The sequence below is a fragment of the Polaromonas sp. genome (assembly GCF_039930745.1).
Taxonomy (GTDB): domain Bacteria; phylum Pseudomonadota; class Gammaproteobacteria; order Burkholderiales; family Burkholderiaceae_C; genus Polaromonas.
Genome location: NZ_JBDTTH010000051.1, coordinates 17,494 through 30,947, shown reverse-complemented (window position 1 = coordinate 30,947; position 13,454 = coordinate 17,494). Strand labels below are relative to the sequence as shown.

The 13,454-nt window shown below is 62.2% G+C and carries 14 protein-coding genes and 1 tRNA gene; 4 read left to right on the top strand and 11 right to left on the bottom strand.

The window, feature by feature from the left end; all coding sequences use genetic code 11:
- Positions 1 to 125 precede the first annotated feature (125 nt).
- From ABI660_RS15185 to folC, 7 genes are all read right to left on the bottom strand, one after another.
- A tRNA-Ala gene (locus tag ABI660_RS15185) sits at positions 126 to 201 on the bottom strand.
- Between the two features lie 51 nt (positions 202 to 252).
- A complete protein-coding gene (gene gltX, locus ABI660_RS15180) occupies positions 253 to 1,668 on the bottom strand; it encodes a glutamate--tRNA ligase (RefSeq protein ID WP_348069506.1) in 1,416 nt (471 codons plus the stop codon).
- A complete protein-coding gene (locus ABI660_RS15175; protein WP_348069504.1) occupies positions 1,665 to 2,879 on the bottom strand; it encodes an O-succinylhomoserine sulfhydrylase in 1,215 nt (404 codons plus the stop codon). The genes gltX and ABI660_RS15175 overlap by 4 nt, the downstream gene beginning before the upstream one ends.
- Before the next feature lie 2 nt (positions 2,880 to 2,881).
- Entirely contained in the window at positions 2,882 to 4,399 is a 1,518-nt protein-coding gene (gene purF, locus ABI660_RS15170; protein WP_348069502.1) for an amidophosphoribosyltransferase, read from the bottom strand.
- A 28-nt stretch (positions 4,400 to 4,427) separates the two neighbouring features.
- Complete coding sequence (locus tag ABI660_RS15165; RefSeq protein ID WP_348069500.1) at positions 4,428 to 4,910, bottom strand: CvpA family protein; 483 nt, start codon at positions 4,908 to 4,910, stop codon at positions 4,428 to 4,430.
- A gap of 11 nt (positions 4,911 to 4,921) precedes the next feature.
- Positions 4,922 to 5,677 (bottom strand): SPOR domain-containing protein, encoded by a 756-nt coding sequence (locus tag ABI660_RS15160; protein ID WP_348069498.1) that lies wholly within the window; start codon positions 5,675 to 5,677, stop codon positions 4,922 to 4,924.
- 15 nt (positions 5,678 to 5,692) lie between these two features.
- Positions 5,693 to 7,018: a bifunctional tetrahydrofolate synthase/dihydrofolate synthase gene (gene folC, locus ABI660_RS15155; protein WP_348069496.1), complete on the bottom strand. Its 1,326-nt coding sequence runs from the start codon at positions 7,016 to 7,018 to the stop codon at positions 5,693 to 5,695.
- 162 nt (positions 7,019 to 7,180) lie between these two features.
- Here folC and ABI660_RS15150 point away from each other — a divergent pair, with 162 nt between their 5' ends.
- Positions 7,181 to 7,525 (top strand): ArsC family reductase, encoded by a 345-nt coding sequence (locus ABI660_RS15150; RefSeq protein WP_348069494.1) that lies wholly within the window; start codon positions 7,181 to 7,183, stop codon positions 7,523 to 7,525.
- 140 nt (positions 7,526 to 7,665) lie between these two features.
- On the top strand, positions 7,666 to 8,373 hold the full coding sequence (locus ABI660_RS15145) for a glycine zipper 2TM domain-containing protein (protein WP_348069492.1): 708 nt from the start codon (positions 7,666 to 7,668) through the stop codon (positions 8,371 to 8,373).
- A gap of 78 nt (positions 8,374 to 8,451) precedes the next feature.
- Here ABI660_RS15145 and ABI660_RS15140 read toward each other — a convergent pair whose 3' ends face one another.
- Together ABI660_RS15140 and ABI660_RS15135 are read right to left on the bottom strand one after the other, a co-directional pair.
- On the bottom strand, positions 8,452 to 9,231 hold the full coding sequence (locus tag ABI660_RS15140; protein ID WP_348069490.1) for an anti-sigma factor: 780 nt from the start codon (positions 9,229 to 9,231) through the stop codon (positions 8,452 to 8,454).
- Between the two features lie 64 nt (positions 9,232 to 9,295).
- The gene (locus tag ABI660_RS15135) at positions 9,296 to 9,871 is read right to left on the bottom strand and encodes a sigma-70 family RNA polymerase sigma factor (RefSeq protein WP_348069488.1); all 576 of its coding nucleotides are present in this window, start codon (positions 9,869 to 9,871) and stop codon (positions 9,296 to 9,298) included.
- 176 nt (positions 9,872 to 10,047) lie between these two features.
- Here ABI660_RS15135 and ABI660_RS15130 point away from each other — a divergent pair, with 176 nt between their 5' ends.
- Together ABI660_RS15130 and argG are read left to right on the top strand one after the other, a co-directional pair.
- Positions 10,048 to 10,365, top strand: a complete 318-nt coding sequence (locus tag ABI660_RS15130; protein WP_348069486.1) for a pyrimidine/purine nucleoside phosphorylase — start codon at positions 10,048 to 10,050, stop codon at positions 10,363 to 10,365.
- Positions 10,366 to 10,379: 14 nt separating this feature from the next.
- The gene (gene argG, locus ABI660_RS15125) at positions 10,380 to 11,717 is read left to right on the top strand and encodes an argininosuccinate synthase (protein ID WP_348069484.1); all 1,338 of its coding nucleotides are present in this window, start codon (positions 10,380 to 10,382) and stop codon (positions 11,715 to 11,717) included.
- A gap of 165 nt (positions 11,718 to 11,882) precedes the next feature.
- On the opposite strand, the gene ABI660_RS15120 is transcribed toward argG, so the two are convergent.
- Positions 11,883 to 12,599, bottom strand: coding sequence for a phytanoyl-CoA dioxygenase family protein (locus ABI660_RS15120; protein ID WP_348069482.1), 717 nt, complete (start codon positions 12,597 to 12,599; stop codon positions 11,883 to 11,885).
- Positions 12,596 to 13,453, bottom strand: coding sequence for a hypothetical protein (locus ABI660_RS15115; protein WP_348069480.1), 858 nt, complete (start codon positions 13,451 to 13,453; stop codon positions 12,596 to 12,598). Before ABI660_RS15115 ends, ABI660_RS15120 begins: the two co-directional genes overlap by 4 nt.
- Position 13,454: the final 1 nt, after the last annotated feature.

The following is a 13,454-nucleotide window of genomic DNA, read 5'->3' as shown; positions in this document are numbered from 1 at the left end:
AGCCACCGTGAAAGGGTGGTGTCCTAGGCCTCTAGACGATAGGGTCAAAACCTTGAACTTCCGGAGCAAGCTTTTCGTTTTACACAAAGGCCTGCAAAAAACTTCTTAAATCTTCCGACGATCAATGGTGGAGGTAAGCGGGATCGAACCGCTGACCTCTTGCATGCCATGCAAGCGCTCTCCCAGCTGAGCTATACCCCCATGTTTGCAAGTTTCCCTGCAATCGTCGAGCCTTGAATTATAGCCCGAAAATTACAGGCTTTTCAAGCGGCCGAGCCGGGCGATGACGTTTTGCCGGTCCATCAACGCCAAAAATGCGTCGAGTGAGGGGGTCTGCTGCCGCCCCGCCACCAGCACACGCACCGGCATGGCCAGCTGCGGCATTTTCAAGCCGTTGGCCGCCAGCACGTCCTTGATGACTGTGGCAATGGATGCCTTGTCCCACACGCACGTCGCCAGCTTCTCGGCCAGCATGGCAACGGCCGGGCGCACCGCATCGGTCACGTGCTGGGCCAGCTCGCCGGCATCGGGCGTGATGTCGCTGTAGAACTTTGTGGCCCAAGCGGCCAGCGCAACGGTTGTATCGCAACGGTCTTTCAACAGCGCACACACCTGGGGCAGATGGGTTGCGACAAGCTCAGCTTCCAGCGCAATGCCCTGCTTGGCCAACTGGGTGGCGACCAGTCCTGCCAGCCGCACGTTGTCAGCCCGCTTGATGTATTGCGCATTGACCCACAGCAGCTTGACCGGGTCCCACTGCGCGGGGCTCTTGTTCAAATGTGTGCCGTCGAACCAGGCCACCAGTTGTTCGCTGCTGAACAGCTCTTCGTCGCCATGGCTCCAGCCCAGGCGCGCCAGATAGTTCAACATGGCTTCGGGTAAATAGCCGCCCTCTTCGTAGGCCGTCACGCTGACGGCGCCGCGGCGCTTGGACAGCTTTTGCCCATCGTCACCCAGGATCACCGGGCAGTGGCCAAACTGCGGCAGTGTCGCGCCCAGCGCGTGGAAGATATTGATCTGCCACGGTGTGTTGTTGATGTGCTCGTCGCCACGGAACACATGGCTGATCTCCATGTCCCAGTCATCCACGACCACGGCAAAGTTGTAGGTCGGCACACCATCGGTGCGCGCGATGATCAGGTCATCAATCTCGCGGTTGCTGATCGTGATGGGGCCTTTGACAATATCGTCCCACGTCACGTCGCCATCGGGCGGGTTGCAGAAACGCACGACCGGCAATACACCCTCGGGCACGTCGGGCAGGGTCTTGCCCGGTGCGGGGCGCCAGCGGCCGTCGTACAACGCTTTCTCGCCACGGGCCTTTTTGGCTTCGCGCACGGCGTCCAGTTCTTCGGGTGTGCTGTAGCAGCGGTAGGCCCTGCCTTCGGCGATCAGTTGGTCAATGACGGCCTTGTAGCGGTCCAGGCGCTGCATCTGGTAGATCGGGCCTTCGTCATACTCCAGCCCCAGCCAGCGCATGGATGCCAGGATCTGGTCCACCGAGTCTTGTGTGGAGCGGGCCACATCGGTGTCTTCAATACGCAGCACAAACTCACCACCAAAGTGGCGGGCATAGGCCCAGGAATACAAGGCCGTGCGGGCCGTGCCCAGATGCAGAAAACCGGTGGGCGACGGGGCGATGCGGGTGCGAATTTTGCGTGATGTCATGTCAGGGTGTCCAGGCCACGCAGCAGGTCGGCCTTCAGGTCTTCAATATGCTCCAGTCCGACGGCCACGCGAATCAGACCCTGGCCGATGCCGGCTGCCTGGCGTTGCACTTCGGTCAAACGCCCGTGCGAGGTGGTGCCGGGGTGGGTAATGATGGTTTTGGTGTCGCCGAGGTTGGTGGCAATGCTCATCACGCGCACGCTGTTGATCACGTGAAAGGCATTGGCGCGTGCAAGGTCGGGGTTGTCACCGCGCACGTCAAACGAAACCACCGCCCCACCCTGCCCCGACTGCTGGCGCATCGCCAGATCGTGCTGCGGATGCGAGGCAAGCCCCGGGTAGTAGACGCGCGAAACCGCGGGTTGCTTTTCCAGCCACTCCGCAAAGGCGAGCGCATTGGCGCATTGGGCCTGCATGCGTATACCCAGCGTTTCGAGCCCCTTGAGCACCACCCAGGCATTGAAGGGGGATAAGGTCATGCCGGCCGTTCTTACGACGGGGCCGAACACATCAACGATCAGCTTCGAAGGACCACATATGGCCCCGGCCATGACACGGCCCTGGCCATCCAGGTATTTGGTGCCGGAATGGATCACCAGGTCGGCGCCCAGCTCGACGGGCCTCTGCAGCGCAGGCGTACAGAAACAATTGTCTACCGCAAGCAGTGCGCCGACGCTGTGCGCAAGATCAGCAAGCGCGGCGATGTCGCACACATCCGTCAACGGATTGGTCGGCGTTTCCGCAAACAGGAGTTTTGTGGCGGGCCTGAGCGCGGCCTTCCACTCGCTCACATCGGTCTGCGACACAAAGGTGGTTTCGACCCCGAACTTGCCGAACTCACGTCCGATCAGGTTGATGGTTGATCCGAACATCGAGCGAGAGCAAATGACATGGTCGCCGGACTTTAAGAGCCCCATGCACATCATGAGGATGGCCCCCATGCCGGTCGAAGCGCCAATCGCTGCTTCCGTTCCTTCCAGCGCCGCCAGCCGTTGCTCGAAGCTGGTTACTGTGGGGTTGGACGTGCGGCCGTAGGTATAGCCTTCCTCGGTGCCGGCAAATCGCCGGGCTGCGGTTTCTGCATCGGGCTGCACAAAGCCGCTGGTCAGGTACAGCGCCTCGGAGTTTTCGCCATGCTGGCTGGGCTCCAGCGCAACGCGCACGGCCAGCGTGTCGCGGTGCAGGTCGTCAGGCAGTTTTCTTGACGCCATGCTCAGGCTTCCTGCGGATTGGGCAGGGCCAGGCGCGACACATCGACCTCGTTTTCTTCACTGCTGTCGATCCGCTGTTCGTTCATTTTGGCAATGCTCTCTGCCGTGATGTCGCCGGTGATGTACACACCGTCAAAGCACGAGGCATCAAAGCCGTCGAGTTTTTTGTTCAGCGAGCCGATGGCGCGTTTCATGCCTTCCACGTCCTGGTAGATCAGCGCGTCGCAACCGATGGCCATGCGGATTTCTTCCACGGTCTTGTCATGCGCGACCAGTTCGTCGGCGGTCGGCATGTCGATGCCGTAGACATTGGGGTAACGTACAGGCGGCGCAGCGCTGGCCAGATAAACCTTTTTGGCGCCCGCATCGCGAGCCATCTGCACGATCTCGCGGCTGGTGGTGCCGCGCACGATGGAGTCGTCCACCAGCAGCACGTTGCGGCCCTTGAACTCGCTGGCGATCACGTTGAGCTTCTGGCGCACCGATTTTTTGCGCACGCCTTGCCCCGGCATGATGAAAGTCCGACCGACATAGCGGTTCTTCACAAAACCCTCGCGGTAAGGAATGCCCAGCAGGTGCGCCAATTGCGTAGCACTCGGGCGGCTGGATTCAGGAATCGGAATGATCACGTCGATCTCGTTCGGCGGCACGGTAGACACCACGCGCTTGGCCAGTGTTTCACCGAGGTTCAGGCGCGCCTGGTAGACAGAAATGCCGTCGAGCACCGAATCGGGCCGGGCCAGGTAAACAAACTCGAAAATGCAGGGGTTGAGCCGCGGATGCTCAGCGCACTGCTCGGCATGGACCGTGCCTTCGAGATCGACAAACACCGCCTCGCCCGGCGCGATGTCGCGCTCGAACTGGTGGGCCGTGCCTTCGAGCGCGACCGATTCGCTGGCGACCATCACGGTGCTGCCGTTTTCATTCTGGCCACGGCCGATACACAGCGGACGAATGCCGAAAGGATCGCGAAAGGCCAGCAAGCCATGGCCGGCAATCAGCGCTACCACGGCGTAAGAACCCTTGATGCGTTTGTGCACGCCACGCACAGCAGCAAACACATCCGAAGGCTTGAGTGGCAAACCGCGCGTGGTTTTTTCAAGCTCATGCGCGAGCACGTTGAGCAGCACCTCGGAATCGCTGTCAGTGTTGATGTGGCGGTGGTCGGTGGTGAACAGCTCGGCTTTGAGCACTGCGGCATTGGTCAGGTTGCCGTTGTGCGACAGCACCAGGCCAAAGGGCGCATTCACGTAAAAAGGCTGCGCCTCGTCCTCGCTGTAGGCATTGCCCGCCGTCGGATAACGCACCTGGCCGAGGCCGACGGTGCCGGGCAGCGCGCGCATGTTCCGGGTGCGGAACACGTCGCGCACCATGCCTTTGGCCTTGTGCATGAAGAACTTGCGCCCCTGCTGCGTGACGATGCCCGCGGCATCCTGCCCGCGATGCTGCAGCAGCAGCAGGCCGTCATAGATCAGCTGGTTCACCGGGGCGTTGCTGACAACACCAACTATTCCGCACATAAATTTCCGATCATCAAATCGTCATCAATTACAGGTATTTTGCAAACTGTTCGGGCAACACCGGCTTCAGGCCCTTGACCGCTGCGGTCAGCATTTCAGCGCCCGCGGACTCCTTCCACCAGACGCTGCTTTTAAGGACGGTCATGTTGATCACCACGGTCACCGCCAGCAGCAAGATCACCCCGCGCACCACGCCAAAAGCCGCTCCCAGCGTGCGATCAACCGGCCGCAGGCCGACGGCCTCCACCAGCTTTTTAAACAGCACCGCCAGCAAACCCGCCAAAAACACGGCCACGACAAAAATCAGCACAAAAGCAGCGGCATACCGCACCTGCTCGGAGGCACTCTGCAGCGGCAGCAGTGCGGCCACGTCCGGAGCAAACCATTGCGCCAGGTAAAACGACAGCGCCCAGCCGAGCACGGACAACACTTCGTACACCAGGCCCCGCCACGCGCCGATGATCAGCGAGACCACCAGTACACCCAGAAACGCCCAGTCAGCAACCGCCACAGCTCAGCCAACTACAAGGTCAGGATGGCGGCCGGCAAATCAAGGCCCTTGATCTTGCTGGCGGCCTTGTCCGCATCGGCCTTGGTGGCAAACGGCCCCACCCGCACACGAATACGCTTGCCGTCCTTGGTTTCGGCCACCTGGGTGTAGGTCTTGAATCCAGCCCGTTCCAGTTTCTGGCGCACTTCGCGTGCCTTGCCTTCGTCGGCAAAGGCACCAACCTGCACCACCAGACGCCCTTCCACCTCGGCCGGCGCGGCTTTGACCGGTGCGGCTTTTGCCGGTACAGCCGCGGCCACCTTGCCTTCAAGCAAAGCCTTGGCGCGCGCTCCCTCGTCGTTGGTCAGAGGCGCCTTGACAGCCGGTTTGGGTTCCGGTGCCGGCTCTGGTTTTGCTTCGCTTTTGATAGCTGCTGACGCAGGTACAGCGGGGGCTGAGGCCGCTTTTTCCGTTACAACTTCTTCGTGGGGTGGCAGGCTGGGGGACGGGGTAGGGGCGGCAGCCACGGGCGCGGTGGCCGGCGCCGGCATCACCAGCGGTTTGACCCCGTTTTTGGACGGTATTTCAATTGGAATATCAATCGCCACCGGCCGCGGCTGTGTATCGAACAGCAAAGGAAAACCGATCACCCCGGCCAGCACCAGCACGACTGCACCGATCAGGCGGTGCTTCGCACGTTTGCGTATCACTTCCACGCTTTCGGTCTGGGCACCCGACCCGGCGGCAGCGGCAGAAGGTTGGCTCCGGCGAAAGTTGAAAAACGGCATGGTGTTGACGGTCCGTTAGGTCTGAGTTGATGAAGCGTGGTGCCCAGGCGCGGCGTGCGGAGCAAAAAGGCGGGGCAGGCCGTCCTTCAAAACACCCCCCACGGTGTAGAAGGATCCGAACACCACAATTCTATCAGCGGGGTCTGCAGCGGCCACTGCGGCCTGCAGGGCCTGCACCGGGTCGGCGAACACAGTGGCATGCGCGTCCTGGCGCGTGTTCAGGCCCTGCCACCTGGCCATCAAATCAGCGCCGGTTTCCGCACGCGCGGTTGGCAAATCGGTGAAATACCAGCGGTCAACCATGGGGTTCACGCGCGCCAGCATCTGGGCCAGGTCCTTGTCGGCCATGGCGCCAAACACACCATGGGTACAAGGATAAAAACCCATCGCATCCAGATTTTCCGCCAGCGCCGCCACTGAATGCGGGTTGTGCGCCACGTCAAGCACCAGCGTTGGCTGGCCCGAGATGATCTGGAAACGTCCGGGCAGTTCCACCATGCCCAGCCCATTGCGTATGGCCTGTGCCGTTACCGGCAAGCGGTCGCGCAGGGCTGTCAGCGCAGCCAGCACACCCGAGGCGTTGACCAGCTGGTTGGCGCCGCGCAGCGCCGGATAAGCCAGGCCGGCATAACGCCGACCCCGCCCGGCCCAGGCCCACTGCTGCTTGTCGCCGGAAAAATTGAAGTCATGGCCCAGCCGCCACAGGTCAGCCCCCACTTTGGCTGCGTGCGCTATCACGCTTTGCGGCGGCATCGGGTCGCCAACCACCACGGGTTTCCCCGGCCGCATGATGCCGGCTTTCTCGAAGCCAATGCTTTCCCGGTCAGCACCCAGCAGCTCGGTGTGGTCGATGTCGATGCTGGTGATCAGCGCGCAGTCGGCATCGATGATGTTGACCGAATCAAGCCGCCCACCCACACCGACCTCAAGGATCACTACGTCTAGCCCGGAAGTGGCCATCAGGCTGAAGATGGCCAGCATGGTGAATTCAAAATAGGTCAGCGAGATCTCTCCGCGCAACGCTTCCACCCGGGCAAAGTGCGGCACCAGGTCCGCGGCGGAGGCGATCTCGCCCCGGATGCGGCAACGCTCCTCAAAATGAACCAGGTGCGGCGAGGTATAGACACCGGTGCGGTAACCGGCCTGCCCCAGAATAGCTTCGAGCATGGCGCAGCTCGAGCCCTTGCCATTGGTGCCGGCCACGTTGATGACCGGGCAGTCAAACCGCAACGCCATGCGGGTGGCTACGCTGCGGACACGGTCCAGCCCGAGTTCAATCGCATGGGGGTGCAGGCGTTCGCAATGCGCGAGCCAGTCGTCGAGGGTGTTCAGCTTGTCCATACAGGGCCGTATTGTCGCTGCTGGCGCTCGCGGACCCGCAGCCCGCAAGCCTTGGCCCCGCGCTCTGCGAGGATGAAGTCGCTATCAAATACGTAGCTGCTGCCGCCCGCATCCATTGGGCTGAAGGCCAATTTGACACATGATTTCATGCCAGAATGGCGCATGATCACTGTTTACGGCATCCCCAACTGCGACACCGTCAAAAAAGCCCGCGCCTGGCTGGCAAGCCATGGCGTTGCCCACACGTTTCATGACTTCAAAAAGCAGGGGGTGCCGGCCGACCAACTGGCTGTCTGGCAACAAGCCGTGGGCTGGGAAAAACTGGTCAACCGCCAGGGGACCACCTGGCGCAAGCTTGATCCGCAGCTCCAGGCCGCCACCACCGACGCAGCCACCGCCCAGACCCTGATGCTGGCGCAGCCAAGCGTCATCAAGCGCCCTGTGGTGGACTGGGGCACCCAGGTGACCGTCGGATTTGACGAAAAAAGCTGGGCCGGGCGTTTGTAAATCACCCCCTGACGAGGCAGCTTTACAGTGCTTTACTGAACTTGTGTGCACCGAAACCGCTCTGAATCATTAAACTGTCAGAGTTATTCCGGGCTCCCCCCAGGGGGTCTGTTCCAGCAGGCTGAAAAGGAGTCTGAACCATGAAAAAAGCAATCGTCCTGTCCACCGTGGCCGCCGCTTCCGGGCTGTTTGCCGCCAACGCATCCGCCATGGACATCCTGGCGCGTGTCATTTCCAGCACACCCGTGGTGCAGCAGGTCAGCGTGCCGCAGCAGGTTTGCACCACTCAACCCATGATCACCCAGGCACCGCCTTCGGGTGCAGGCGCCGTGATGGGCGCACTGGCTGGCGGCGCCATGGGCAATGCCGTCGGCGACGGTGGCGGCAGGGCACTGGCCACCATGATCGGCCTGGTCGGCGGCGCTATGGTCGGCAACAACATCGAAGGCAACCGCAACTACGTGCAAAACGTCCAGCAATGCGGCACCCAGACCTCGTACGAAAACCGCACCACCCACTACAACGTGGTTTACGAATACGCCGACAAGCAATACACCGTTCAGATGCCCAACGACCCGGGGCTTTACGTGCGGCTGCAGGTCACTCCCGTAGGCACCATGCCGGCGCAAGCACCGCAGGCCAATGTGCAGCAGGGTTATGTCGAGCCGTCCCAGCCGGTGTATTCGCAACAACCTGTCTACTCTCAGCCCGTGTATGCACAACCGGTGTACGTGCAACCGGCGGTGGTTGCCTATCCCGGGTATTACTCGCGGCCTTATTACCCGCCTGTCGGGGTGTCGCTCAATTTCGGCTACAGCCGCGGTTACGGACATCGCCACTGGCGTTAGGCCGAGGCCAGAACCATCAGAAAAAAAGGGGCTTTACCAGCCCCTTTTTTTTGTCCGATCACCTGCCGGCTGGTCGGTTTACAGCGTCATCGGGAGCAGCGCACCCTTGAACAGCACTGGGCCTGTGGGGCCACTGCCCGCAGGCACGCCGCCTTTGGGCTCCAGGCTGATCGCAAGCGCAGGCACCTGGTTCACATCATTGCTGCCCGCAGGCAGGCGAACCACCGTGCCATCGCCCAGAACGCCCAGCGACCGGGGCCCGCCCGCCTGCGGCAGCGCCCACAGCTGCAGGGACTTGTCCGGGCCAGGGTGGAACTGGCCAACATGGCGGAGCTGAAGCTGGCTGTGTTTGGGGTCGTAGGTCACAAGCACCGAAGGGGCCGCCTTGTCGTCCGCAAGCACGGCTACATACCGGATTTCGGGTGTGGCAGCCAGTTTGGCGCTGAGTTCTTGAACCTGGCCATTCAGCTTGCCGTTCAGGTTCAGGCCGGCAACAACAGCCAGCACGGCCACCATCGCTCCTGCCGCGCTTGCGCCACGCCACAGGCCGAGGCTGGCCCACCAGCCGCCCTGCGTGCCCGTTCTTGGCCTCTGCCGCGCAGCCTGCATGGCACGCGCCTGTTTGTCTGCGTGCACCAGGTTCTCAATGCGCTTCCACACCGCCGGGCTGGGGGCCTCCTGCTGCTGCAACTCGGCCACCGAGGCCAGGCGGCCTTGCCAGATCAGTGCGGCGGCGCGTACGGAAGCGTGGGTTCGTGCCAGCTCTTCAAACCGGCGCCGCGCGCCACCGCGCAAAGTACCCAGCGCGTAGCTGGCCGCCAACTGCTCGATCAGCGCGGGGTTGCGGGTCAAATTCATACGCTACCTTCTTCAGAAGTTTCCCGCCACAAACCGGCAGGAACAAACAAAACAACACCCTGTGTCATGCAAAGCGGGACATGCAGCCACGCAGCTGTTCGAGGCCCCGCCTGATCCATGTTTTCACCGTTCCCAGCGGCAGCCTGAGCTGTTCGGCCAGCTCGCCATGGCTCAAATCGCGCAGATAGGCCAGGCTCACCACCTCGCGCTGCTTGTTCCCGAGCTGGCTCAGGCACTGGTGCAAAGCCCAGGCCTGCTCGCCAGCCAGTGCCGTGTCCATCGGGTTGGGCGAGTTGCCTTCCATCGTGTCGGACATCACGTCGTCCAGCATCAGGGCCTGATCGGCCCGTTCAGAGGTACGGCGGCGCAGGAAGTCCAGCCCCCGGCTGCGCACGATCAGGCACATCCAGGCCATGGGCGGTGACAGCGAGGCCCGGTAGTCCCCCGCAATGCGCCAGATGGTGAGGAAGGCTTCCTGCAGCACATCTTCGGCCCAGCTGCGGTTGCCCACCACACGCACGGCCACGCCATACAGCTTGGACGAACTCAGCTCGTACAGCTGTTTCAGTGCGGCTTCGTCGGCCTGGGCGACGCGCTCAAGCAGCGTGATCAATTGCATCTCGGGGCTGTCTGCATTCATGGGTGGTCATTGTCCTTCACCCGCAATACGCGGGAAACCGCCCGATGGATTCAAGGGCGCGCCCGCGCTAGGGTCCAGGGCCGGCACCCCAGCGCTGGCGGGTGACCTAAAATCAGAGGTTTCGCACCCGCCCGCCCGCCGCAGGCCCCTTTTCCCCGCCCAATCCAACCCATTCCATGATTACCGAACAAATAGCCAACATCAGCGTCACCACCCAAGCCAATGTTTACTTTGACGGCAAGTGCGTGAGCCACGGCATCACCCTGGCCGACGGCACCAAAAAGTCTGTGGGCGTGGTGCTGCCCTCGACGCTGACCTTCAGCACGGGCGCGCCCGAGATCATGGAATGCGTGGCCGGCTCCTGCGACTACAAGCTGGCCGGCAGCGACACCTGGGTGACATCCTCCGCGGGTGAAAAATTCAGCGTGCCGGGCAACTCGAAATTCGAGATACGTGTCAGCCAGGCCTACCACTACATCTGCCACTTCGGTTAATCCGGGACCCCGCCATGAGCACCATTCTCCAGAACCTTCCTGTCGGCCAGAAAGTCGGCATCGCCTTTTCGGGCGGCCTAGATACCAGCGCAGCATTGCACTGGATGAAGCTCAAGGGGGCGATTCCCTACGCCTACACGGCCAACCTTGGCCAGCCCGACGAGCCCGATTACGAGGAGATTCCGCGCAAGGCCTTGCAGTACGGCGCCGAAAAAGCCCGATTGATCGACTGCCGCAACCAGCTGGCCGCCGAAGGCATTGCCGCGCTGCAAGCAGGTGCCTTCCACATCACTACCGCGGGCGTGACTTACTTCAACACCACGCCGCTGGGCCGCGCGGTGACGGGCACCATGCTGGTGTCGGCCATGAAAGAAGACGACGTCAACATCTGGGGCGACGGCAGCACCTTCAAGGGCAATGACATCGAGCGTTTTTACCGCTACGGCCTGCTGACCAACCCGGGCCTGAAGATTTACAAACCATGGCTGGACCAGCTTTTCATCGACGAGCTCGGCGGCCGCTCCGAGATGTCGGCCTTTATGACCAAGGCAGGCTTCGGCTACAAGATGTCGGCCGAAAAAGCCTACTCGACCGACTCCAACATGCTGGGCGCCACGCACGAAGCCAAGGACCTGGAAGAGCTCTCCACCGGCATGAAGATCGTCAACCCCATCATGGGCGTGGCTTTCTGGAAGGACGACGTTGAAGTCAAGCGCGAGGAAGTCACCGTGCGCTTTGAAGAAGGCCGGCCCGTGGCGCTGAACGGCAAGACCTTCAGCAGCTTGGTCGAGCTGATCCTGGAAGCCAACCGCATCGGCGGACGCCACGGCCTGGGCATGAGCGACCAGATCGAAAACCGCATCATCGAAGCGAAAAGCCGCGGCATTTACGAAGCCCCGGGCCTGGCGCTGCTGTTCATCGCCTACGAGCGCCTGATCACCGGCATTCACAACGAAGACACCATCGAGCAGTACCGCGACAACGGCCGCAAGCTGGGCCGCCTGCTGTACCAGGGCCGCTGGTTCGATCCGCAGGCCATCATGCTGCGCGAAACCGCCCAGCGCTGGGTCGCCAGCGCCATCACCGGCGAAGTCACGGTCGAGCTGCGCCGCGGCAACGACTACTCCATCCTCAACACGGTTTCGAATAACCTGACCTACAAGCCCGAACGCCTGAGCATGGAAAAAGTCGAGGACGCGCCTTTCTCGCCGGCCGACCGCATTGGCCAGCTGACGATGCGCAATCTGGACATCGTCGACACTCGCGACAAGCTGGGCATCTACACCCGCTCGGGACTGCTGTCACTGGAGCCTGGCGCGGCGATTCCGCAATTGGGCAAGACCGGCGAATAAGCCAGCGGCCCCGTTACCGGGCAGGCCAATTTCTTAAGCAAAAAATGGCCACACCCCTCATGAGTAAAGCGTAAGCAGCTTCTGAAAAGATAGCAGTCTATTTTTCGCATCAAGCCGCCTCCGGGCGGCTTTTTTACGGCCTCGCTCTTTTTCGGGGGCTGCCGATCAGGCCGGAATGCCTTTGACCCAAGCCACCACGCTCCAGCGCACCTGTTCACTCGGGTTGGGCAGCGAGCGATGCGGCGTGAACCGGTCTATCACCGCCGCCTGGCCTGCGCGCACGGAAATGGCCTGGCGCGGCAAGCCCTCCAGCAAGGCCTCATCGATCACATAACTGCCCGTGTCCCGACGATGAGCCAAAGGGGCAGGCAGCCGGATTGTCACGACTTCCAGGCTGCCGCTGGCGGGGTCCACATCGCGCAGGGGAATCCAGCAGGCGCCCAGAACGGTATGGCAGGTCGAATCGGCCCGTACTGGCGCATGGATGGCTACGTCCGAATGCCAGCCATGCAAGGTTTTGCTGATGGCCGGCACGCTGCAGCGCACCCGGAGGGTCACGCCGTGTGTCTCGAAGGGGCCGCATTGCTGCGCGATCGCCTCCAGCAGTCGCGGATCATGTGCCAGGCATGCAATGCGCGGGTCCAGATGGGCGTCGGCATACACCGCCGACAGCAGCGCCGACGCGTACACCGAATTGCGCATGGCCACGCGCTGCAGCCTGTCGAACAGCCCGGCTTCGGGTTCGCTGTCTTGGTAGAGGGCACGCAATGCTCTGGCGACACGCTCAATCGTTTCGGTGATCGCGGCACCCATGGCGTCGACCTCATCCTGCCGAAGGATATCCACCACGCGAAAGCCCGCGGTTTCCACCTGTGCGTTCAATCGCCGCCTCCTCCGCAACCGGAGCCGCATCCGCTGCTGCCGTCCCCATCGCTGCCGCCGCTGCCACAACCGCCACCCGATGACTGTTGGCTGCCGCCAAAGCCGTCGGCATCGCCGCTGTAACTGCCGTCCGAAAAGCTTTCCCCGCAATAGACCTGCGCACTTGTCTCCCCGCCATCGCGGCGCACGCCTTTGCAATCGGCCAGATAAGCAAACCCGCCGGGAATGGCAAACTTGGCATCCAGTGCGAACAACAGCGGCAACCGGCTGGGCTTTTTGGGGTTGATCGACTCGTCTCGGCAGGCCCAGAACCAGGCGCGGCGCAGCCCGTCATTCATCGGTGTCCTCCGGCCCAGCACTTCGGCCGGCACATGGTCGACAAACCGCCCGATCACCAGGTCGCACCACTCGCGGTAGGCCGAGGTGTGCAGGATGAATTCATGCCACATGCTGTCGACAAGCTGCGAGGGCATCGCAACGAAGCGCTTCTTGCTGCGCTGGCAGGCAATAAAAAACTGACGCAGGCCGCGCTCGACGAGTTCGGCATCCCTGAGGGTAAGCTGCGGATAACTGGCGAGCAGTTTCTGTTTGAGGAACTTCGGCAACGGCGCCTCACGGACCATTCGGTCGCGCTCGCGGGCCGCCCAGACACCGGCGGTCAGCATGGAAGCGAACAGCACGGCAATGCAGGTCATCGACCATCCCGGTGGGCGCCAGCCCGCAAACAGGTTACCGAGCAGCAGGCAAACCCAGACAAACGCAAATCCCGCCGCGGTAGAACGCGAATGCCGCAGCACCAGCCGGCGCCAAAACGAAACCTGCGGCCCCGCATAGACCTTGCCCAAGCGTGCCATG